19 protein-coding genes are annotated in these 20,753 nt (G+C 69.4%); 9 read left to right on the plus strand and 10 right to left on the minus strand.

The genetic code is table 11. The annotated features are described in order from the left end of the window. The first annotated feature begins 25 nt into the window (after positions 1-25). From HWX22_RS14840 to ugpC, 5 genes are all read left to right on the plus strand, one after another. Entirely contained in the window at positions 26-1,351 is a 1,326-nt protein-coding gene (locus HWX22_RS14840; protein WP_175915897.1) for a sugar ABC transporter substrate-binding protein, read from the plus strand. Between the two features lie 102 nt (positions 1,352-1,453). Continuing rightward, positions 1,454-2,404 carry a sugar ABC transporter permease gene (locus HWX22_RS14845; RefSeq protein ID WP_175915898.1) on the plus strand — a complete coding sequence of 317 codons (951 nt, stop codon included), beginning with the start codon at positions 1,454-1,456 and terminating at the stop codon, positions 2,402-2,404. Continuing rightward, positions 2,401-3,252 (plus strand): carbohydrate ABC transporter permease, encoded by an 852-nt coding sequence (locus HWX22_RS14850; protein ID WP_175915899.1) that lies wholly within the window; start codon positions 2,401-2,403, stop codon positions 3,250-3,252. The genes HWX22_RS14845 and HWX22_RS14850 overlap by 4 nt, the downstream gene beginning before the upstream one ends. Beyond that, complete coding sequence (locus tag HWX22_RS14855; protein ID WP_175915900.1) at positions 3,249-3,977, plus strand: HAD family phosphatase; 729 nt, start codon at positions 3,249-3,251, stop codon at positions 3,975-3,977. Before HWX22_RS14850 ends, HWX22_RS14855 begins: the two co-directional genes overlap by 4 nt. Before the next feature lie 59 nt (positions 3,978-4,036). Continuing rightward, the gene (gene ugpC, locus HWX22_RS14860) at positions 4,037-5,146 is read left to right on the plus strand and encodes a sn-glycerol-3-phosphate ABC transporter ATP-binding protein UgpC (protein ID WP_175915901.1); all 1,110 of its coding nucleotides are present in this window, start codon (positions 4,037-4,039) and stop codon (positions 5,144-5,146) included. A gap of 13 nt (positions 5,147-5,159) precedes the next feature. On the opposite strand, the gene HWX22_RS14865 is transcribed toward ugpC, so the two are convergent. Beyond that, positions 5,160-6,044, minus strand: a complete 885-nt coding sequence (locus tag HWX22_RS14865) for a LysR family transcriptional regulator (protein WP_175915902.1) — start codon at positions 6,042-6,044, stop codon at positions 5,160-5,162. Between the two features lie 113 nt (positions 6,045-6,157). Here HWX22_RS14865 and HWX22_RS14870 point away from each other — a divergent pair, with 113 nt between their 5' ends. Next, a complete protein-coding gene (locus HWX22_RS14870; protein WP_175915903.1) occupies positions 6,158-7,354 on the plus strand; it encodes a serine hydrolase domain-containing protein in 1,197 nt (398 codons plus the stop codon). Next, complete coding sequence (locus HWX22_RS14875) at positions 7,351-8,589, plus strand: MFS transporter (protein WP_175915904.1); 1,239 nt, start codon at positions 7,351-7,353, stop codon at positions 8,587-8,589. The genes HWX22_RS14870 and HWX22_RS14875 overlap by 4 nt, the downstream gene beginning before the upstream one ends. 13 nt (positions 8,590-8,602) lie before the next feature. Here HWX22_RS14875 and HWX22_RS14880 read toward each other — a convergent pair whose 3' ends face one another. From HWX22_RS14880 to kynB, 6 genes are all read right to left on the minus strand, one after another. Continuing rightward, positions 8,603-9,610, minus strand: a complete 1,008-nt coding sequence (locus tag HWX22_RS14880; protein ID WP_175911239.1) for a sugar-binding transcriptional regulator — start codon at positions 9,608-9,610, stop codon at positions 8,603-8,605. Between the two features lie 51 nt (positions 9,611-9,661). Beyond that, positions 9,662-11,143 carry a xylulokinase gene (gene xylB, locus HWX22_RS14885; RefSeq protein ID WP_175915905.1) on the minus strand — a complete coding sequence of 494 codons (1,482 nt, stop codon included), beginning with the start codon at positions 11,141-11,143 and terminating at the stop codon, positions 9,662-9,664. Between the two features lie 126 nt (positions 11,144-11,269). Continuing rightward, positions 11,270-12,664 carry a D-arabinitol 4-dehydrogenase gene (dalD, locus tag HWX22_RS14890; protein WP_175915906.1) on the minus strand — a complete coding sequence of 465 codons (1,395 nt, stop codon included), beginning with the start codon at positions 12,662-12,664 and terminating at the stop codon, positions 11,270-11,272. Between the two features lie 525 nt (positions 12,665-13,189). Beyond that, positions 13,190-14,116 carry a tryptophan 2,3-dioxygenase gene (gene kynA, locus HWX22_RS14900; RefSeq protein WP_175911290.1) on the minus strand — a complete coding sequence of 309 codons (927 nt, stop codon included), beginning with the start codon at positions 14,114-14,116 and terminating at the stop codon, positions 13,190-13,192. A gap of 94 nt (positions 14,117-14,210) precedes the next feature. Next, positions 14,211-15,461 carry a kynureninase gene (gene kynU, locus HWX22_RS14905; RefSeq protein ID WP_156437256.1) on the minus strand — a complete coding sequence of 417 codons (1,251 nt, stop codon included), beginning with the start codon at positions 15,459-15,461 and terminating at the stop codon, positions 14,211-14,213. A gap of 43 nt (positions 15,462-15,504) precedes the next feature. After that, the gene (gene kynB / locus HWX22_RS14910) at positions 15,505-16,146 is read right to left on the minus strand and encodes an arylformamidase (RefSeq protein ID WP_175915907.1); all 642 of its coding nucleotides are present in this window, start codon (positions 16,144-16,146) and stop codon (positions 15,505-15,507) included. Positions 16,147-16,276: 130 nt separating this feature from the next. Here kynB and HWX22_RS14915 point away from each other — a divergent pair, with 130 nt between their 5' ends. Further along, positions 16,277-16,777 carry an Lrp/AsnC family transcriptional regulator gene (locus HWX22_RS14915; protein ID WP_044844460.1) on the plus strand — a complete coding sequence of 167 codons (501 nt, stop codon included), beginning with the start codon at positions 16,277-16,279 and terminating at the stop codon, positions 16,775-16,777. Here HWX22_RS14915 and HWX22_RS14920 read toward each other — a convergent pair. The 3 genes from HWX22_RS14920 to HWX22_RS14930 all read right to left on the minus strand — a co-directional run bounded on the left by HWX22_RS14920 (position 16,764) and on the right by HWX22_RS14930 (position 19,616). Next, entirely contained in the window at positions 16,764-17,273 is a 510-nt protein-coding gene (locus tag HWX22_RS14920; RefSeq protein ID WP_175915908.1) for a flavin reductase family protein, read from the minus strand. The two genes, HWX22_RS14915 and HWX22_RS14920, sit on opposite strands and share 14 nt — an antisense overlap. Before the next feature lie 274 nt (positions 17,274-17,547). Continuing rightward, positions 17,548-18,213, minus strand: a complete 666-nt coding sequence (locus HWX22_RS14925) for a hypothetical protein (protein WP_059690586.1) — start codon at positions 18,211-18,213, stop codon at positions 17,548-17,550. After that, positions 18,210-19,616, minus strand: coding sequence for a selenium-binding family protein (locus HWX22_RS14930; protein WP_175915909.1), 1,407 nt, complete (start codon positions 19,614-19,616; stop codon positions 18,210-18,212). The genes HWX22_RS14925 and HWX22_RS14930 overlap by 4 nt, the downstream gene beginning before the upstream one ends. Before the next feature lie 565 nt (positions 19,617-20,181). Between HWX22_RS14930 and msrA the strand changes: the two genes are divergently transcribed. Then, positions 20,182-20,742: a peptide-methionine (S)-S-oxide reductase MsrA gene (gene msrA / locus HWX22_RS14935; RefSeq protein ID WP_059527848.1), complete on the plus strand. Its 561-nt coding sequence runs from the start codon at positions 20,182-20,184 to the stop codon at positions 20,740-20,742. Positions 20,743-20,753: the final 11 nt, after the last annotated feature.

The following is a 20,753-nucleotide window of genomic DNA, read 5'->3' on the forward strand; positions in this document are numbered from 1 at the left end:
TTCGAACAATCACAGGAGACATGCCATGCAACGAAAGATGCTCGATGCCGCCGCACGCTGCTTCGCCGGAGCCGCGCTCGCGACGGCCGCGTGCGCGGCGTCCGCCGGCACGCTGACGATCGCGACGCTGAACAACCCGGACATGATCGAGTTGAAGAAGCTGTCGCCGGCGTTCGAGAAGGCGAACCCGGACATCAAGCTGAACTGGGTGATCCTCGAGGAAAACGTGCTGCGCCAGCGCGCGACGACCGACATCACGACCGGCAGCGGCCAGTTCGACGTGATGGCGATCGGCACGTACGAGACGCCGCAGTGGGGCAAGCGCGGCTGGCTCGCGCCGATGACGGGCCTGCCCGCCGACTACGACCTGAACGACATCGTGAAGACGGCGCGCGACAGCCTGTCGTACAACGGCCAGCTGTATGCGCTGCCGTTCTATGTCGAAAGCTCGATGACGTTCTACCGCAAGGACCTGTTCGCGGCGAAGGGGCTGAAGATGCCCGACCAGCCGACCTACGACCAGATCGCCGAATTCGCGGACAAGCTCACCGACAAGGCGAAGGGCACCTACGGCATCTGCCTGCGCGGCAAGGCCGGGTGGGGCGAGAACATGGCGTACGTGTCGACGGTCGTGAACACGTTCGGCGGGCGCTGGTTCGACGAGAACTGGAACGCGCAGCTGACGTCGCCGGAATGGAAGAAGGCGATCAATTTCTACGTGAACCTGCTGAAGAAAGACGGCCCGCCGGGAGCAAGCTCGAACGGCTTCAACGAGAACCTGACCCTGACCGCATCGGGCAAGTGCGCGATGTGGATCGATGCGACGGTCGCGGCCGGGATGCTCTATAACAAACAGCAGTCGCAGGTCGCCGACAAGGTCGGCTTCGCGGCCGCGCCGGTCGCCGCCACGCCGAAGGGCTCGCACTGGCTGTGGGCATGGGCGCTGGCCGTGCCGAAGACGTCGAAGCAGCAGGACGCCGCGCGCAAGTTCATCGCGTGGGCGACGTCGAAGCAGTACATCGAGATGGCCGGCAAGGACGAAGGCTGGGCGTCGGTGCCGCCGGGCACGCGCGCGTCGACCTACCAGCGCCCCGAGTACAAGGCCGCCGCGCCGTTCTCGGACTTTGTGCTGAAGGCGATCGAGACGGCCGACCCGAACGATCCGTCGCTGAAGAAGGTGCCGTACACGGGCGTGCAGTATGTCGGGATTCCTGAATTCCAGTCGTTCGGCACGGTGGTCGGACAGGCGATCGCGGGTGCGGTGGCCGGCCAGATGACGGTCGACCAGGCGCTCGCCGCCGGGCAGGCCGCCGCCGATCGCGCGGTGCGTCAGGCCGGCTACAAGAAGTAACGCGGCCCGCGCCGTGCGCGCCCCCGCGCACGGTGCCCGTCGCCGAAGCAGACAGGCCGGGTGGCCGTTCGCGCCCGCGCCTCAACCGGAGGGACTCCGATCATGCGTCATTTGCGTCTTCCCCTGAGCCACGCGCCGTCGGTCGGCGACGCGTCGTCGTCGCCGCCGGGCGCGCCGCGCCGCGCGCGCGGCGGCGCCAGCTGGCTCGTGTCGCCGTCCGTCGCGGTGCTGCTGCTGTGGATGTCGATCCCGCTCGCGATGACGATCTGGTATTCGTTCTCGCGCTACAACCTGCTGAACCCGGACGTGAAGGGCTTTGCCGGGTTCGACAACTACCGCTTCCTCGCGACCGATCCGTCGTTCCTGCCCGCGATCTGGCACACGCTCGTGCTGATCGGCGCGGTGCTCGCGATCACCGTGGTCGGTGGCGTGTTGATGGCCGTGCTGTTCGACCGCAAGTTCTACGGGCAGGGCGTGGCGCGCCTGCTCGTGATCGCGCCGTTCTTCGTGATGCCGACGGTCGCCGCGCTGATCTGGAAGAACATGATCCTGCATCCGGTGTACGGGCTCGTCGCGAACGCGATGCGCGCGCTCGGGATGACGCCGATCGACTGGTTCGCCGACTACCCGCTCACCGCCGTGATCATCATCGTCGCGTGGCAGTGGCTGCCGTTCGCGTTCCTGATCCTGTTCACCGCGATCCAGTCGCTCGACCAGGAGCAGAAGGAAGCCGCGCGCATCGACGGCGCGGGCGCGATCGCGATGTTCTTCTACATCACGCTGCCGCACCTGAAGCGCGCCATCGCCGTGGTCGTGATGATGGAGACGATCTTCCTGCTGTCGATCTTCGCGGAGATCTACACGACGACGGGCGGCGGCCCCGGCAACGCGACGACCAACCTGTCGTACCTGATCTATGCGCTCGGCCTGCAGCAGTTCGACGTCGGCCTCGCATCCGCGGGCGGGATCATCGCCGTCGTGGTCGCGAACGTCGTGTCGTTCTTCCTGGTGCGGATGCTCGCGCGCAACCTGAAAGGGGAGTACGAGAAATGAGCGACCTGACTCTCGAAGGCCGGCGCGCGCCGGCCGCGTTCGACCTCGTGCGGCGTGCGCTGCCCGGCGCGCTCGCGTGGCTGCTCGCGCTGCTGCTGTTCTTCCCGATCTTCTGGATGGCGATCACCGCGTTCAAGACCGAGCAGCAGGCGTACGCGTCGTCGCTGTTCTTCATGCCGACGCTCGACAGCTTCCGCGAGGTGTTCGCGCGCAGCAACTACTTTGCGTTCGCGTGGAATTCGGTGTTGATCTCGGCCGGCGTCACCGTGATCTCGCTGCTGCTCGCCGTGCCCGCGGCTTATGCAATGGCGTTCTTCCCGAACCACCGCACGCAGAAGGTGCTGCTGTGGATGCTGTCGACCAAGATGATGCCGTCGGTCGGCGTGCTCGTGCCGATCTACCTGCTGTGGAAGAACGCGGGGCTGCTCGATACCGTGTCGGGCCTCGTGATCGTGTACACGCTGATCAACCTGCCGATCGCGGTCTGGATGACCTTCACGTACTTCAACGAGATCCCGAAGGACATCCTCGAAGCCGGGCGCATCGACGGCGCGTCGACGTGGCAGGAGATCGTCTACCTGCTGATGCCGATGGCGCTGCCGGGTCTCGCGTCCACCGCGCTCCTGCTCGTGATCCTGTCGTGGAACGAGGCGTTCTGGAGCATCAACCTGTCGAGCTCGAACGCCGCGCCGCTGACCGTGTTCATCGCGTCGTACTCGAGCCCCGAGGGGCTGTTCTGGGCGAAGCTGTCCGCGGCTTCCCTGCTGGCCGTCGCGCCGATCCTGATCGTCGGCTGGCTGTCGCAGAAGCAGCTCGTGCGCGGGCTCACGTTCGGGGCGGTCAAATGAGCGCGGCCGGCGAAGGCGCGCGCGGAAAAGGCGCGGTCGGCCAAGGGATGAACGTGCTGATCTGCGATTGCGACGGCGTGCTGATCGACAGCGAGGCCGTCGCCGCCGACGTGATCGTGCGCGAGCTGGACGCGCGCTGGCCGGGCGTCGACGCGCGGCCGGCGGTGATGCCGCTGCTCGGGCTGCGCATCGAGCGCGTGCTGGCCGGCGCGAGCGAGGCGGTCGGCCGCACGCTGACGGCGGGCGACGTCGACGCGATCCGCCGCGCGGTCGAGGCGGCGGCCGTCAACGCGCCGATGGTCGCCGGCATCGATACGGCACTCGCCGCGATCGGCCTGACGACGGCATGCGCGAGCAACAGCTACCGCGCATACGTCGAGGCGGCGCTCACCCGTACCGGCCTCGCGCGCTTCTTCGGCGACCGGCTGTTCTGCGCCGACGCCGTCGCCAGGCCGAAGCCCGCGCCCGACGTGTATCTCGCGGCCGCACGGGCGCTCGGCGCGGTGCCCGCGCAATGCCTCGTCGTCGAGGACAGCGTGACCGGCATCACCGCGGCCGCCGCGGCCGGCATGACCGTGCTCGGCTTCATCGGCGGCGGGCATGCGTCGGCCGCGCAGATCGACGCGCTGCGCGGGATCGGCGCGCGTCACGTATTCGACGACATGCACGAGCTGCCCGGCTACGTCGCGCGCTGGCAGGCGACCGGCGCCGTGCTGCCGAACTAGTACCACGAACGATCGCGCCGCATCGAACGCGGCGCATCACGAACGAACGGAGACAGATCATGGCAAGCGTGCTCCTGCGCAACATCGCGAAGCGCTACGACGACACCGAAGTACTGCGCAACGTGAACCTCGACATCGCCGACGGCGAATTCGTCGTGTTCGTCGGGCCGAGCGGCTGCGGCAAATCCACGCTGATGCGGATGATCGCCGGGCTCGAGGACATCTCGAGCGGCGACCTGCTGATCGACGGCGCGAAGGTCAACGACGTGCCGAGCGCGAAGCGCGGCATCGCGATGGTGTTCCAGTCGTATGCGCTGTACCCGCACATGACGTTGTACGACAACATGGCGTTCGGCCTGAAGCTCGCCGGCGCGAAGAAGCCCGAGATCGACCAGGCGGTGAAGCAGGCCGCGAAGATCCTGCACATCGATCACTTGCTCGACCGCAAGCCGAAGCAGCTGTCGGGCGGCCAGCGGCAGCGCGTCGCGATCGGCCGCGCGATCACGCGCAAGCCGAAGGTGTTCCTGTTCGACGAGCCGTTGTCGAACCTCGACGCGGCGCTGCGCGTGAAGATGCGGCTGGAATTCGCGCGGCTGCACGACGAGCTGAAGACGACGATGATCTACGTGACGCACGATCAGGTCGAGGCGATGACGCTCGCCGACAAGATCGTCGTGCTGTCGGGCGGCGCGGTGCAGCAGGTCGGCACGCCGAATGCGCTGTACCACGCGCCGGCCAACCAGTTCGTCGCGGGCTTCATCGGCTCGCCGAAGATGAATTTCCTGACGGGCACGGTCGAGTCGACCGATGCGACCGGCGTGCTGGTGCGCTTCGGCAGCGGCGAGACGCAGCGCGTCGCGGTCGACGCGGCCGGGTTGCAGCGCGGCGCGGCGGTGACCGTCGGCGTGCGGCCCGAGCATCTGATGGTGGCGCAGGCGGCAACCGGCGTCGCCGCGCGGACGATGGCCGTCGAATCGCTCGGCGATGCCGCATATCTGTACGCGGAGTCGGCCGTCGCGCCGGACGGGCTGATCGCGCGGATTCCGCCGCTCGACACGTACCGCACCGGCGAGGCGCTGCACGTGCATGCGCAGCCCGAGCACTGCCATCTGTTCGACGAACACGGGCAGGCGCTGCGCCGGCTGAGCCCGCACGCGAAGGCGGCGTGACGGCCGGGCGCGGTCAGATGCGCAGGTGCTCGACCATGTAATCGACGAAGGCGCGCAGTTTCGGCGTCGGATGGCGCCCTGACGGCCACAGGACGTAGATCGGCGTGCGGCTCGCGACGTATTCGTCGAGCACTGCATGCAGCGTGCCGCCGTCGAGCGCGTCGCGCACGAAGAATTCGGGCAGGCACGCGATGCCGAGCCCGCGCTGGGCGAAGCACAGGCGGGTCTCGGCGTTGTTGCTGACCATCGAGACGGGCACCACCGGCGGCGTGCCCGAGCGCGACGCGCGCAACGGCCAGGTCTCGAGCTTGCCGCTGCTCGGGAAACGGTAGTGCAGGCAGCGATGCCGGGCGAGATCGGCCGGCGTGCGCGGCGCGCCGTGCCGTTCGAGATAGCCGGGCGACGCGACGAGGTGCTGCCGGAAATGGCCGAGCAACCGCGACGACAGTCGCGAATCCGTCGGCCGCCCGGTGCGCAGCACCGCGTCGAAGCCTTCTTCGACGACGTCGACGAGGCGGTCGCTGAAATCGATGTCGAGTTCGATCTCCGGATACGCGGCCATGAAATCGGCGAGCAGCGGCAGCAGCAGCGTGCCGATCGTCGGCAGGCTCACGCGCAAGCGCCCGCGCGGCGCTTCGGCGCTGTGCGTCAGTTCCTGCTCGGCCGCGTCGATCTCGGCGATCACGCGCCGACACCGTTCCAGGAAGCGCGTGCCTTCCGCGGTCAGCGTGATGCTGCGTGTGCTGCGGTGGAAGAGCCGCACGTTCAGCCGGGCCTCGAGCCGCGCGATGCGCTTGCCGATCGCGGACGCCGACAACCCGAGCGCGCGGCCGGCCGCGACGAAACTGCGCGTTTCCGCGACCTGGACGAACACGACGAAACCGCCAAGATTTTCCATGCACGTTCCCGATTGCGGACATCGACGTCCGGAGTGTCCGGAACTCTAACCCGGTTTTTCTTCCTGCGCCGGTTCCCTACGATGGGCGTTCCTTCTCTCTTCGAGGTCACGCCATGTCATCCCTGCCTGTCTCCGCTCGCCGCGCCGAACCGGACGCCGCGCTGCCCGAGCACCTCGATGCCGCGCTCGACCGCGCACTGGCCGACGCGCGCGTGGTCGGCGCGGTCGTGCTGGTCGCCCGCGACGGCGAGCTTCGCTACGCGCGCGCGGCCGGTCTCGCCGATCGCGAGGCCGGCACGCCGATGCGGGAGGACACGCTGTTCCGGCTCGCGTCGGTATCGAAGCCGATCGTGACGGCCGCCGCGATGCGGCTGGTCGCGGCGGCACGCATCGAACTCGACGAGCCGGTCGCGCGCTGGCTACCCGCGTTCCGGCCGACGCTGGCCGACGGCACGCCGGCCGACATCACGTTGCGTCATCTGCTGTCGCATACGGCCGGGCTCGGCTATCGCTTCCTCGAAGCCGACGCCGACGGCCCGTATGCGCGTGCCGGCGTGTCCGACGGGATGGACCGCGCGGACCTGTCGCTCGCGGAGAACGTGCGGCGCATCGCGGGCGTGCCGCTGCGGTTCGCGCCCGGCACGTCGTGGGATTACTCGCTCGCGACCGACGTGGTCGGCGCGCTGATCGAGGCGGTCGACGGCAGGCCGCTCGCCGACGCCGTGGCCGCGCTCGTCACGACGCCGCTCGGGATGACGGACACCGCGTTCTTCTCACGCGATGCGGCGCGCTTCGCGACGCCGTACGTGAGCACGCCGGGCGCGCCGCGGCGGATGGCCGACGACGATCTCGCGCCGGTGTACGACGGCACGGTCGGCATCCGCTTCGCGCCGGCGCGCGCGTTCGACGCGGCAGCGTGGCCGTCGGGCGGGGCGGGGATGGTCGGCACCGCGCGCGACTGCCTGACGCTGCTCGAGACGTTGCGCACCGGCCGCGACGGCTGGCTCGCGCGCCGCTGGATCGACGAGATGGCGCGTGTGCAGCCGGGCGCGCACGACCTGCCGGACGCGCCGGGATTCGGCTTCGGGCTGGGTTTTTCGGTGCTGCGCGATCCGGCGGCCGCGCAGTCGCCGGAGTCGGTCGGCACGTGGCGCTGGGGCGGTGCGTACGGGCACGCGTGGTTCGTCGATCGCGCGGCCGGGCTGACGGTCGTCGCGCTGACCAATACGTTGTACGAAGGGATGCACGGGCGTTTCGTCGCCGACGTGCGCGATGCGGTGTACGGCGTCGACGAACGGAGCGCGACATGAGCGAGTGCGTAGCCGTTTCCGATCGCGTGTCCGACCGCATCGCCGACCCGGCGTCCGGATTGTCCGTGCCGGCGCGCGAAGGCTTGCCGGTCGCGAACCTGCTGGCGCTCGCGACCGCCGGGTTCATCACGATCCTCACCGAAGCGTTGCCGGCCGGCCTCCTCCCGTTGATGAGCGTCGACCTGCGCGTGACCGAGGCGCTGATCGGCCAGCTCGTGACCGTCTACGCGCTCGGCTCGATCGTCGCGGCGATTCCGCTCGTCGCCGCGACGCGCGCGATGCGCAGACGCCGGCTGCTGCTCGCGGCGCTCGCCGGGTTCGTCGTGTCGAACGCGCTGACGGCCGCGTCGCCGTACTACGCGCTCACGCTCGCCGCGCGCTTCGTCGCGGGCATGTCGGCCGGGCTGCTGTGGGCGCTGCTGGCGGGCTACGCGAGCCGGATGGTCGACGCTTCGTTGCGCGGCCGTGCGATCGCGGTCGCGATGCTCGGCGCGCCGGTCGCGATGTCGATCGGCATTCCGGCCGGCACCGCGCTCGGCGCGATGTTCGGCTGGCGCGTCGCGTTCGCGGGCATCACGGTCGCGGCGCTCGCGCTGATCGGCTGGATCCGGCTGCGCGTGCCCGACTTTCCGGGGCAGCAGGCCGGCGCGCGCGCGCCGGTGCGCCGCGTGTTCGCGCTGCCCGGCGTGCGGCCGGTGCTGGTCGTGATGTTCGCGTACGTGCTTGCGCATAACATGCTGTACACGTACGTCGCGCCGTTCCTCGCGGGCGTGCGGATGGGCGCGCAGGTCGATGCGGTGCTGTTCGTGTTCGGCGTCGCGTCGCTGGTCGGCATTGCGCTGACGGGCGCATGGATCGGCGCCGCGCAGCGGCGGCTGACGCTCGCGAGCATCGCGCTGTTCGCGCTTGCGGCGGCGATGCTCGGCGCAGGATCCGGCATGACGATCGTGTATGCGGGCGTCGCGCTCTGGGGGCTCGCGTTCGGCGGCGCGCCGACGCTGTTCCAGACGGCTGCCGCGAACGCGGCGGGCGACGCGGCCGATGTCGCGCAGTCGATGCTCGTGACGGTGTGGAATCTGGCGATCGCGGGCGGCGGCATCGCGGGCGGGATGCTGCTCGGCGCGACGGGTGCGGGGGCGATTCCGTGGGTGCTCGTCGCGCTGCTGGCGGCGGCGTGGATCGGTGCGTGGCGCGCGCGCCGGCACGCGTTTCCGGCGCCGCGCGCGGCCGCGTGAGCGTTGGGCGGCGTCAGGCCGCCTTCGCCTCGAGCGCCGCGCGCGCGCAGGTCTCGTCGGTGACGAGCCCCGACAGCCAGCCGCCGCGCAGCGCGGCGATCACGGCGTCGCGCTTCTTCGGGCCGCCCGCGAACGCGATCGTCGGGCGCTTCGGCGGCGCGTCGAGCGCGACGCTCGTCACGCGCGCGCTGGTCGACACGTCGACCAGCTTGCCCTGCGCATCGATCGGCACGCCGAGCAGTTCGGCCACCGCGCCGAGCGCGGTCATCTCGTCGCGTTCCTGTTCGGTGATGAAGCCGTCCTCGTAGAGCGGGCAGTGCGGGCCGATGTTGCCGATCCCGACGAACGCGACATCGGCCTGCGCCGACAGCGCGTCGACGATCCGGTACAGCCGGTGATTGCACCATTGCGCGCGCTCGGCGTCGCTGTCGGCGAACAGCGGCGCGGGCAGCAGGAAGTGCTTGCCGCCGGTTTTCTCGGAGATGTACTGCGCGACGTCGTAGCGGTTCGACGAGCCGTCGGCCGCGATCGCGCCGACCATCGACACGAGCCGGTGCTGCGGCCGCTCGATCTGCGCGATCTGCGCGACCGCGGCCTTCAGCGTCCGGCCGCTGCTGACGGCGATCACCATCGGCCGCGTCTCGTTCAGATAGCGCTCCATCACCTGCGCGCCGGCGACCGCGAGCTTGCGGTCGATCGCTTCGGGCGCGTCGGCGTCGACGGGCACGACTTCGCACATCGCGAGCCCGTAGCGCTTCGACAGCTGCGCGCCGAGGTCGAGACAATCGGCGAGCTGATGATCGACGCGCACGCGGATCAGGTTCTTCTCGACCGCGAACGCGACGAGGCGCTGCGCGACCGGGCGCGACACCTGCAGCTTCTCGGCGATTTCGTTCTGCGTGTCGCCCGCGACGTAGTAGAGCCACGCGGCGCGCGTGGCGAGATCGAGTTTTTCTGAGGACTTGGACACGATAGCGGTTCGGTTCGGATCTGGGTCGGCCGTCGGGCGGCGCAACGGCATCCACTGTAACGCATGCCGGATGCGCGGCCGCCGGCCGCTGCGCGTCGCCGCTTACGCGAGCCGCGCGCGCGACGGTTCGTAGAGCGGGCGCACGTGGCGATACAGCGCGCGGAATGCGTCGAGGCGTTCGCGCAGCAGCGCATGACGGCCGGCGTCCGGCGCATATTCGGCGCGCACCGGCGGCTTGGTCAGCACGGCATGCGGATCGCCGCCGACGGCGAGCCAGCCCAGGCGCGCGGCGCCGAGCGCCGCACCGGTTTCGCCGCCGCCGTGCTGGCACGTGCGCACGTTCAGCGCGTCGGCAATCAGCTGCGCCCAGAACGCGCTGCGCGCGCCGCCGCCGATCAGCGACAGGCGGTCGGTTTCGACGCCGGCCGCATGCAGCGCGTCGAGGCCGTCCGCGAGGCCGAGCGTCACGCCTTCGAGCACCGCGTAGCCGAGGTGCGCGCGTTCGGTCGCATGCGTCATCCCGAAGAACACGCCCTGCGCATAAGGGTCGTTGTGCGGCGTGCGTTCGCCGGACAGGTACGGCAGGAACAGCGGCGCCGTCGCGAGCGCGTCCGCGTCGAGCGCCTCGATTTCGGCGAGCAGCGCCGGCTCGTCCGTGCCCGTCAGCTTGCAGACCCAGCGCAGGCAGCTCGCGGCCGACAGCACGACGCTCATCAGTTGCCAGCGATCGGGAATCGCGTGGCAGAACGCATGCACGGCCGATGCGGAGTTCGGCATGAAGCGGTCGCCGACCACGCTCAGCACGCCCGACGTGCCGAGCGACACGAAGCCGTCGCCCGCGTGGATCGCGCCGATGCCGAGCGCGCTGGTCGCGTTGTCGCCGCCGCCGCCCGCCACCACGACGGCCTCCGACAGCCCGAGCTCGCGCGCGAGATCCGCGCGCAGCGTGCCGGACGGCGCGTTGCCTTCGACGATGCGCGGCATCTGCGCCCGCGTCATGTCGCACGCGGCGAGCAGCGCGTCGGACCAGTCGCGGCGCGCGACGTCGAGCCACAGCGTGCCGGCCGCGTCGGACGGGTCGGACACCTTCGCGCCGGTGAGACGGAAACGCAGGTAGTCCTTCGGCATCAGCACGCACGCGGTCGCCGCGAACACGTCGGGCTCGTGCTTCGCGACCCACAGCAGTTTCGGCGCGGTGAAGCCGGGCATCGCCAGGTTGCCGGCGATCGCGTGCAGATCGGGGGCGCGTTCGGTGAGCAGCGCGCATTCGTCGGCGCTGCGCATGTCGTTCCACAGGATCGCGGGGCGCAGCACGCGGTCGTCGCGGCCGAGCAGCACCGCGCCGTGCATCTGGCCCGACAGGCCGATCCCGCGCACCTGCGCGAATGCGTGCGGATGCCGCTCGCGCAGCGCCGCGAGCGCGGCGAGCGTGCCGCGCCACCAGTCGTCCGGATGCTGTTCCGCCCAGCGCGGGTGCGGCCGCGACACGCTGAACGGCGTGCCCGCGGTGCCGACCACCGTGCCGTCCGGGGCAAGCAGCAGCACCTTCACTTCCGAGGTGCCGAGGTCGATGCCGAGATACATGAGCGATCCGTTCCGTCAGTGAGGAGCCGCTACTTTAGCCGCACGCATGCGCACCTGCCAACGCAGGTTCGCCCGGATGCGCGGCCGCTCGCGGCGGCCGGTTGCGAGGCTGTCGGCCGTCGCGCGTCAGCGCTGCGCGAGCCATGCGTCGACGCGTGCGAGCCCGGCGCGCAGCGCGTCGAACAGCGCCGCGTTGCCGGCGAGCGAGCCCCACAGCGCGCGGCTCGCGCACAGCGCGACGACCGGGTCGTCGGCTTCGACGATCGCGCGCGCGGCGCCGTCGTCCATCACGCCGTCCTGGTACGCATACGGTAGCAAGCCGCGCGCCCAGCGTTCGAGAAAGCGCAGGAACAGCGCCGGCAACACGGCGGTGGCGACTGGCGCCGCGCCGCGTGTGAGCGATTCGGCGAGCGTCGGCGCGATGAAGCCGGGAATCTTCGAGAAGCCGTCGGCCGCGACGCGCTGGTTCGTGTCGAGCACGTACGGGTTGCCGAAGCGTTCGAGCACGACGTCGCGGTAGCGTTCGAGATCGAGCGGGCTCGGGCTGAGACACGGGATCACGTCCTGCGTCACGTAGTCGTGCGCGAACCGGCGGATCGCCGCGTCGTGCGTGCCCTCGTGGATGTACGTGTAGCCCGCGAGCGTGCCGGCCCACGCGATGCAGCTGTGCGTCGCGTTGAGGATGCGGATCTTCGCTTCCTCGTACGGGTGCACGTCGTCGACCAGCTCCGCGCCGGCCAGCTCCCAGCGCGGCCGGCCGGCCGCGAAGCGGTCCTCGATCACCCACTGGATGAACGATTCGCCCATCACCGGGCATGCGTCGTCGACGCCGGTGGCCGCGTGCACGCGTTCGCGCACGTCGGCCGTCGGGCGCGGCGTGATGCGGTCGACCATCGCGCTCGGCGTCGCGACGTTTGCGTCGAACCACGCGAGCAGGCCGTCCTCGCCGCGCCGTTCGAGAAATTCGCGCATGCCCGCGCGAAAGCGCGCGCCGTTGTTGCGCAGGTTGTCGCAGCTCTGCAGCGTGAGCGGGCCCGCGCCGCGCTTCACGCGCTCGGCGAGCAGCGCCGCGAGCGCGCCGTACAGCGTCGTGCGCGCGCCCTGCAGGTCGGCCGCGAGATCGGCGTTCGCGAGGTCGAGCCGGTTGTGTTCGTCGAGGTAGTAGCCGCCTTCGGTCACGGTGAACGACACGATCCGGCAGGCCGGGTCGGCGCCGGCGTCGATCAGCGCGGCGAGGTCGATCGACCACGGCAGCACGCGCGCGATCGCGCGGACCGTCTCGTATGCGCGCTCGCCCTGCGGCGTGACGGTTTCGAGCGTGTACGCGCCGTGCTGCGCGGCGAGCGCGTCCATCGTCGCGCGCATGTCGTCGCGGATGTTGCCGACGGTCAGCGACCAGCGTTCGTCGGCCGGCACGGCCGCGTTCACGCGATGCAGATACCACGCCTGGTGCGCGCGGTGGAACGAGCCCGCGCCGATGTGCAGCAGCACGGGCGCGCGGGCGGAGGACGATTCGCTCATCCGGTGTCTCCTGTTCGTGCCAGTCTTTCCTGTCGAATACGATCATTTGCTCTTTGTGTGAGCGAATGATCGTATTCGGGCGAGCGAAAGTCAAGGCGGGGACACGGCATTTCGATGGTGCGCTGCGGCGGCGCGCGCGGCGGGCGCGCATGGCGGCGCGAATGCGGGGCGCGAAGGGGGGCGGTGTCAGCGACCTTCGCGCGTGAGCGCGACGCGTTCGTCGAGCAGCTTGCCGGGCGGCCCCGGCAGGATCCCATGGTGGTGGTGGCGGAACGCGGCAGACGTGCGTGCCACGGCGAGACGCTTCGGCGTGTGACCGAACGCGTCTCGACGCGATGTCGAAAAGGGCGAGCCGGCGCGTATGGAAGCCAGCACGTCTGCGGTCGAACGATTGTGCGGTGCCGCAACGAAATGGCTATGCGCTCGCCAGCGGCACGTCGGAGTCTCGTCGGTGTCGGCGCGCGTGCGCCGGACAAAATGGCCCGCACGTCGTCGTGACACACGGGCGCATGACACACGAGCGCGTTACAGCGTGGTGCGCACGTGCCAAAGCTCGGGGAACAGCACGACGTCGAGCATCTTGCGCAGATACGGCGCGCCGCTCGTGCCGCCGGTGCCCTGCTTGAAGCCGATGATGCGCTCGACGGTCGTCACGTGACGGAAGCGCCACTGGCGGAACGCGTCCTCGAGATCGACGAGCTCCTCGGCCATCTCGTAGAGCTCCCAGTGCTGCTGCGGGTGACGGTAGACCTCGAGCCACGCGGCTTCGACGGTTTCGTCGTGCCGCATCGGCTGCGTCCAGTCGCGCTCGAGCCGCTCGGGTGCGATCGGGAAACCGCGCCGCGCGAGCAGGCGCACGACCTCGTCATAGAACGACGGCGCCTCGAGCGTCGCGCGCACCTGTTCGAGGATGTCGGGCCGATGCGCATGCGGCTGCAGCATCTGCACGTTCTTGTTGCCGAGCAGGAATTCGAGCTGCCGGTACTGATACGACTGGAAGCCCGACGACTGGCCGAGGTACGGCCGCATCGCCGAATACTCGGACGGCGTCATCGTCGACAGCACGCTCCACGCCTGCACGAGCTGCTCGAGAATGCGCGACACGCGCGCGAGCATCTTGAACGCGGGCGGCAGCGCGTCGCCGCGCACCGCGTCGAGCGCGCCGCGCAATTCGAACAGCGCGAGCTTCATCCACAGCTCGCTCGTCTGATGCTGGATGATGAACAGCATCTCGTTGTGATCGGGCGACAGCGGATGCTGCGCGTCGAGGATCGAATTCAGCGACAGGTAGTCGCCGTAGCTCATCGACTTCGAGAAATCGAGCTGCGCGTTGTGCCAGCCGGCTTCGCCCGAGGCATCGCCCGGCACGTGCGGTGCTTCGTGTGCCGGTTGGGTCGCGCGTGCGCCCGAGAACGGGCAGCCCGCCGGCGCATCGTCGCCGGGTGGCTGCATATGACCAGAATTCACGACTCTCTCCAGAATTGAATGACGGGGGCGCGGCGCGCAATCCGCATGTCATCGCGGCGCGCGCCGGGCAAAAAGCCGGTCAGGTCACCGCGCCGCGCTCGGCGAACTCGGGTGCCTTCCACGCATCGGTGGCCAGGATGTCGCGCAGCGTCTCGACGGCATCCCACACGTCGACGAAGCGCGTATAGAGCGGCGTGAAGCCGAAGCGCAGCACATACGGCTCGCGGTAGTCGCCGATCACGCCGCGCGCGATCAGCGCCTGCATCACCTCGTAGCCGTGCGGATGCTCGAAGCTCGCCTGCGAGCCGCGCTGGTGATGCGCGCGCGGCGTGACGAGCTTCAGCGACAGGCCCGCGCAGCGTGCCTCGACGAGCGCGATGAACGCATCGGTCAGCGCGAGCGACTTGCGGCGGATCGCGTGCATGTCGGTCTGCAGGAACACGTCGAGCCCGCATTCGACCATCGACATCGACACCATCGGCTGCGTGCCGCAGAGGAAGCGCGCGATGCCCGGATCGGGCGCGAAGTCCGGCTGCATCGCGAACGGCGCGCGATGGCCCCACCAGCCCGACAGCGGCTGCGAGAAGTGCGCGTGATGACGGTGCGGCACCCACACGAACGCCGGCGAACCGGGGCCGCCGTTCAGATACTTGTACGTGCAACCGACCGCGCCGTCCGCACGCGCACCGTTCAGGTCGACCGGCACCGCGCCGGCCGAATGTGCGAGATCCCACAGCATCAGCGCGCCCGCGTCGTGCACGAGCTGCGTGACGGCCGGCATGTCGTGCATGTAGCCGGTGCGGTAGTTCACGTGGGTGATCATCGCGACGGCCGTGTCCGCGCCGAGCGCGTCGGGCAGGTCCGCCGGATCGTCGATCAGGCGCAGTTCATAGCCGCCGCCGAGCTGTTCGATCAGCCCTTGCGCGATGTACAGGTCGGTCGGGAAGTTCGAGCGCTCCGACACGATCACGCGGCGTTCCGGCGCGCGCTCGGCCTGATGGCGCAGCATCGCCGACAGCAGCTTGAACAGGTTGATCGAGATGGTGTCGGTCACGACGGTCTCGCCGGGGGCACCGCCGATCAGCGTCGCGAGCTTGTCGCCGAGGCGGCGCGGCAACGCGAACCAGCCGGCGGTGTTCCAGCTGCGGATCAGGCCTTCGCCCCATTCGGCGCCGATCACCTGTTGCGCGCGGGCGGCCGACGCGCGCGGCTGCGCGCCGAGCGAGTTGCCGTCGAGATAGATCACGCCGTCGGGCAGCGCGAACTGGTCGCGCAGCGGGGCGAGCGGGTCGTCGCGGTCGAGGGCGAGCGCGTCTTCACGGGTCTTGATCATGATGTCGGGTCAGTGGTTCTCGGGTCAGTGGTTCGGTGAATCAGGAGGATCGGCCGGGCAGCGCGCGCAGCACCGCACGCACGGGGCTCGCGTCGAGCGTCGCGAACTTCAGCGGCAGCGCGATCAGTTCGTAGTCGCCGGGCGGCACGTCGTCGAGCACGATCCCTTCGAGGATCGCCATCCGGTGCGCGCGCACGCGGTGATGCGCATCCATGGTCTTCGACTCCTGCGGGTCGAGCGACGGCGTGTCGATGCCGATCAGCTTCACGCCGCGCGCGGCGAGCAGGTCGACGGTTTCGGGCGCGACCGCGCAGAAGCCGCTGTCCCATTGCTCGACACTGGCGCGCGCATAGGTGCGCAGCAGCACGCGCGGCGGCACGCCGTCCAGCGCGGCGTCGATGTCGGCCGGGCACACGACCGGCGACGCGCCGATGCAGTGGATCACGCGGCACGGGCCGAGATAGGTGTCGAGCGGCACCGCGCCGATCGGTGCGCCGTCGGCGTCGTAGTGGAGCGGCGCGTCGCAGTGCGCGCCCGTGTGCGGCGACAGCGTCAGACGCGCGACGTTGACCGGCGAGCCGGCCTCCATCCGCCAGACGCGTTCGACCGAAACCGGCGTGTCGCCCGGCCACACGGGGGTGGCGGGGCTGACGGGCGGCGAGATGTCCCAGAGTGTGTCCATGGCATGACGAAGCGGTGAATCGATGCTTCGAATGATAGGTGGACGCTCGCAGAAAGTGCTTGCGAAATAAACATGGACAATCCGCCCGATTGGCAGATAATTCGACTCAGAGGGAAAACGGGGACCAAAAATGCACGCGATCACGCTCGATGCCACCGACTGCCGGATTCTGGCGGTACTGCAGGAGGAGGGCAGAATCAGCAATCTCGACCTGGCGGAACGGATCTCGCTTTCGCCGTCCGCCTGTCTGCGCCGGATGCGCCTGCTCGAGGAGCAGGGCGTGATCGAGCACTATCGCGCGTGCCTGAGCCGCGAGAAGCTCGGCTTCGAGCTCGAAGCGTTCGTGCAGGTGTCGATGCGCAATGAAGAGAATCAATGGCACGAGCGCTTCGCGGAAGCGCTGCGCGAATGGCCGGAGGTGGTCGGCGCGTTCGTCGTGACGGGCGAGAGCCACTATCTGCTGCGGGTGCTCGCGCACAACCTCAAGCACTACTCGGATTTCGTGCTGAACCGGCTCTACAAGGCGCCGGGCGTGATGGACATCCGTTCGAACATCGTGCTGCAGACGCTGAAGGACGAAGCGGGCGCGCCGGTCGGGCTGGCGCGCATGGGGGCGATCAAAGCGGTGTGAGGCCGTGGAAGCCGCCGCCGTGGAACACGAGCGGCGCCACGGCATCCGACGCGGCCCGCACGCCGCAGCGTTCCACTTCGCCGACGAAGATCACGTGGTCGCCTTCGTCGTAGCGGCTGCGGTTGTGGCATTCGAACCACGCGAGCGCGCCGTCGAGCACCGGCATGCCCGAGTTGCCGGCCGCGTGCGCGATCCCTTCGAAGCGGTCGCCCTTGTAGGTCGAGAAGCGCTTGCACAGGTCGAGCTGCGACGCCGCGAGCACGTTCACCACGTAATGGCTGTTGTTGCGGAACACTGGGGTCGACGCCGATTTGTGCGCGAGGCTCCACAGCACGAGCGGCGGGTCGAGCGATACCGAGTTGAACGAGCTTGCGGTGATGCCGATCAGCTGCCCGGACGGGGCACGCGTCGTGATGACCGTGACGCCGGTCGCGAACTGCCCGAGCGCCTGGCGAAAGGCGGCCGAGTCGAAATCCGGCGGGGTGGCGTGGTTCATCGGGCGGCCATCCGGAACGAAACGGACGGGCGCGGCGCGCGGCGGATGCAACGGGCGCGGCGGACGAAAGGCGACAAGGCCAGGGCGGTCGGTTGGGAAGTGGTGCGCATGGCCCGATTTTAGCGGAATCGCGACCGCCGGACCCGTGCGGACGGCGCATCGCGGGGCGAGCGTGAGGTAGCGAACACTGTCGCGCGGCGCCGGCGCCATGCTGGAATGGTCGTTCTCGCGCTTTTCGTTGCGCGTCACACGAGGCCGCTCCCCGAGCCGGGCGCTAGGCCGTCGCCGCCAGCCCGAGCGACAGCGCACCCGTCAGGATCAGGCTGGACGCCCACACCGCATCGAGATTGAACCAGCTCCGCGCGACGAACTTCAGCCCGAGATAGCGGTACACGAGCCACGCGAGCACGCCGCCTGCGCCGATCATCGCGGCCGCGTGCACGGCCGCGACGACAAGCGCCATCCCGAGATGCGCATCGACGAGCGTGGCCGCCGCGCGATGGCCGGCGTCCCGGTCGAGCCCGCAGAGCCCGAGGTAAATCGGCACCAGCATCAGCCCCGCACCGTGCGCGAGCGCAACCGCAAACGACCACAGGCCGAGCCGCGCGGGCGGAATCCGCGCGAGCGCACGCGGATGCCGCCGCCGGATCAGCAGCACCACGCCGAAGCCGATCACGAGCGCGCTCGCGCCGATCCGGATCGCCGACTGCCACGCAAGCAGCGCGGCAAGCAGCCCGAACGGCAGCATCACCATGAATACCGCGAGCGCGTGGCCGAGCGCGAGATAGCCGAGCGCGGCGACGAGCGCGCCGTCGCGGCGCGTCATCAGCGCGTTCGACACCGCGAGCGGCCAGCCCATCGCGGGATTGAGCCCGTGATAGACACCGCTCGCGAGCACGGCCGCCCACAGCGCGAGCGGCGCGGAGAGGCCTGCGCTCAACGCTTGACCGACGGATAGCAGAACGAGTCGGTCGAGCAGTCGCCGCCTTCGAGCCGGATCTGGTGCGCGCGATAGCCGTCGGGGAACTCGACCCAATAATCGTCGGCGAGCGTCAGCCCGCCGTCCGGCCCCGCATGCGCGAGCACCTGCGCGGCCGGCACGCCGTCCGGATAAAACTGGTCGTCCCACGTCGAGTAGAGCGAGTTGGTCCAGTACACGCGGCGGCCGTCGCGGCTGATTTCCACCATCTGCGGGCCGCCGGCGAACGCGCGGCCGTTCGTGTGCGGCGCGCGGCGCACGATCCCGCCGATACGCACCGACCCCGCGAGCACCGGGTGATGCGGATCCGACACGTCGTACTGGCGCATCTCGCCGGTGCCCCAGCACGACACGTACAGGAAGCGGTCGTCGAGCGACAGGTCGATGTCGGTCACGAGCGGCGGCACCGCGCCGAAACCCTTGAGCAGCGGCGGCAGTTCGTCTGCCGCGGCCGGTTCGGGCGGAATCGTCGCGGTCTTCTTCACATGAAACTGGCCGTCCTCGCGCCACCAGGTCCAGATCGATCCTTCGAGAGTGGTCGTGTCGACCACGACGCCGACGAAACCGTATTCGCGTACCGGATCGTGCGCGGGCCGCACCTCGAGCGCCATCTGGTGATGCGCGCCGAGATCGATCGTCTGCACGTTGCGCCGCGCGCGCAGGTCCCAGAAATGCAGCCGGTGGCCGTAGCGGTTCGCGAGCAGGTCTTCCGGTACGATGCCGTTCTCGAATTGCGGCGGCAGCGCCCATTCGCTCGACACCATGTAGTCGCGCGGCAGGTTCCACCAGAAGTCGTAATGCTTGTCCTGCGGGCCACGGTCGATCTCCCAGCGGCCGAGCACGTCGAACGTCTCGCAATCCATGATGAAGATGCCGGGCGTGCCGTCGGTGCCGTCCTTGCCCGCACCGCCGAGCGTGCTCACGTAAATGCCTTCGGGGCCGCAATGAACCGTATGCGGCCGCGAATAGCCGGTCTTCGCGAGCACCTCCTCGGGCTCGATGATCTTGTGGATGCGCGCCTGCGTCGGGTGCGGCTTCGTGTCGATCACGTAGATCCGCGACGAACGCAGGCCCGGGATGATCAGGAAGCGGCGCTCGAGGAACGCGTGGCCGGTCAGTGGCGACAGCGACGACGAACACGCATTCCAGCCGAAGTGGTGGAATTCGTCGCCGGTGTTCGGCATCGTCACCGTGTGCACGATCTTGCCGTAGGTCGCCGAGCCGGGTTTCACGTCGATCACGGCGAGCGCGTCGGGTCTGGAAAAATCGGGGCTCAGCAACAACGTATAGGCAAATTCCTCCGCCGGCGCCTGCATCGCAAGCTCCGGCGAAGCGTGAAATGTCGGGTCAGGCCGCATGCTCATCGTAGTGCCTCTTTCGGTCGTATCGGATCACGGGCGCACGGACGTTCGCTGCGAACGTGCGGGTCGAACGGGTTGCGTGACGGGAACGCACTGGCGGCCTCGCGCGATTGGAGGACGTGCGGCGCGGTGCATCAGGTCGGGAAAGGAGGGAAACGTTGTGCGCCGGATCGCCGCGCACGCAGCGCAACGGGCGCACGGCGGCGCGAGGGAGCGGGCGCGGTGAAAGCGCCGGCGGTCGGGCCCGCGATGCGGGCGAATTCTGCTGAGGCGTGCATATCGATGTTCCGGCGGATGATGTTGGCATCAGGACGGGCATGCATCGGACGCTGTGCGCAGCCGGACGGTGTGCCGTCACGGCGAAGCGTGCCTAAGTGTAGACGAGAAACGCGCGCCCGGTGGTGCGCGGCACGCTTGCGGTTCTGCCGGATTCGCGCACGAGTGAGATACTTGAACGCTGCCGCTGCGCATCGGGCAACCGGGCCGCAGCCGGGCAGCGGAGATAAGGACCGGCGACACCGGCGCGCGCCCGCGTGCCGACCGTCGTCATCAACGAGGTAATGATTTCATGGTGAACGAGATGCTTGAAACCGCGACTGTTGGCGGCGGGTGCTTCTGGTGCACGGAAGCCGTGTTTCTCGACGTCGACGGCGTGACGGCCGTCCAGTCGGGCTATGCAGGCGGCCATACGCGCAATCCCGGCTATCGCGACGTATGCGACGGCGATACCGGTCACGCGGAGGTCGTGAACGTGACGTTCGATCCGGCGCGCATCGGTTATCGCGAGATCCTCGAGATCTTCTTCGCGACGCACGATCCGACCCAGCTGAACCGCCAAGGCAACGACGTCGGCACGCAATACCGTTCGGTCGTGTTCACGCATTCGGACGCGCAGCGCGACGTCGCGCTCGACGTGATCCGCGAACTGGAGCGCGAGCAGGTGTTCGGGCAGCCGATCGTCACGCAGGTCGTGCCGCTCGACGACAACTACTGGCCGGCCGAGGACTATCACCAGAACTATTACGCGCGCAATCCGGGGCAGGGCTACTGCTCGGTCGTGATCGGGCCGAAGCTCGCGAAATTCCGCCAGAAGTTCTCGCACCGGCTGAAGTCGCTGCGCGGCGCGTAATCGATTTTCCG

Origin of the sequence: Burkholderia sp. BCC1638, assembly GCF_902833195.1 — a bacterium.
Taxonomy (GTDB): domain Bacteria; phylum Pseudomonadota; class Gammaproteobacteria; order Burkholderiales; family Burkholderiaceae; genus Burkholderia; species Burkholderia diffusa.

What these genes read in the sequence shown, in the direction of transcription:
- HWX22_RS14845 (WP_175915898.1), top strand. Translation starts at nt 1,454, where the DNA reads ATGCGTCATTTGCGTCTTCCCCTGAGCCACGCGCCGTCGGTCGGCGAC.
- HWX22_RS14875 (WP_175915904.1), top strand. Translation starts at nt 7,351, where the DNA reads ATGAGCGAGTGCGTAGCCGTTTCCGATCGCGTGTCCGACCGCATCGCC.
- dalD (WP_175915906.1), bottom strand. Translation starts at nt 12,664, where the DNA reads ATGAGCGAATCGTCCTCCGCCCGCGCGCCCGTGCTGCTGCACATCGGC.
- HWX22_RS14920 (WP_175915908.1), bottom strand. Translation starts at nt 17,273, where the DNA reads ATGAACCACGCCACCCCGCCGGATTTCGACTCGGCCGCCTTTCGCCAG.
- kynA (WP_175911290.1), bottom strand. Translation starts at nt 14,116, where the DNA reads ATGCAGCCACCCGGCGACGATGCGCCGGCGGGCTGCCCGTTCTCGGGC.
- HWX22_RS14870 (WP_175915903.1), top strand. Translation starts at nt 6,158, where the DNA reads ATGTCATCCCTGCCTGTCTCCGCTCGCCGCGCCGAACCGGACGCCGCG.
- xylB (WP_175915905.1), bottom strand. Translation starts at nt 11,143, where the DNA reads ATGTATCTCGGCATCGACCTCGGCACCTCGGAAGTGAAGGTGCTGCTG.
- HWX22_RS14850 (WP_175915899.1), top strand. Translation starts at nt 2,401, where the DNA reads ATGAGCGACCTGACTCTCGAAGGCCGGCGCGCGCCGGCCGCGTTCGAC.
- ugpC (WP_175915901.1), top strand. Translation starts at nt 4,037, where the DNA reads ATGGCAAGCGTGCTCCTGCGCAACATCGCGAAGCGCTACGACGACACC.
- HWX22_RS14865 (WP_175915902.1), bottom strand. Translation starts at nt 6,044, where the DNA reads ATGGAAAATCTTGGCGGTTTCGTCGTGTTCGTCCAGGTCGCGGAAACG.
- msrA (WP_059527848.1), top strand. Translation starts at nt 20,182, where the DNA reads ATGGTGAACGAGATGCTTGAAACCGCGACTGTTGGCGGCGGGTGCTTC.
- HWX22_RS14930 (WP_175915909.1), bottom strand. Translation starts at nt 19,616, where the DNA reads ATGAGCATGCGGCCTGACCCGACATTTCACGCTTCGCCGGAGCTTGCG.
- HWX22_RS14840 (WP_175915897.1), top strand. Translation starts at nt 26, where the DNA reads ATGCAACGAAAGATGCTCGATGCCGCCGCACGCTGCTTCGCCGGAGCC.
- HWX22_RS14855 (WP_175915900.1), top strand. Translation starts at nt 3,249, where the DNA reads ATGAGCGCGGCCGGCGAAGGCGCGCGCGGAAAAGGCGCGGTCGGCCAA.
- kynB (WP_175915907.1), bottom strand. Translation starts at nt 16,146, where the DNA reads ATGGACACACTCTGGGACATCTCGCCGCCCGTCAGCCCCGCCACCCCC.
- HWX22_RS14915 (WP_044844460.1), top strand. Translation starts at nt 16,277, where the DNA reads ATGCACGCGATCACGCTCGATGCCACCGACTGCCGGATTCTGGCGGTA.
- HWX22_RS14880 (WP_175911239.1), bottom strand. Translation starts at nt 9,610, where the DNA reads ATGCCGTTGCGCCGCCCGACGGCCGACCCAGATCCGAACCGAACCGCT.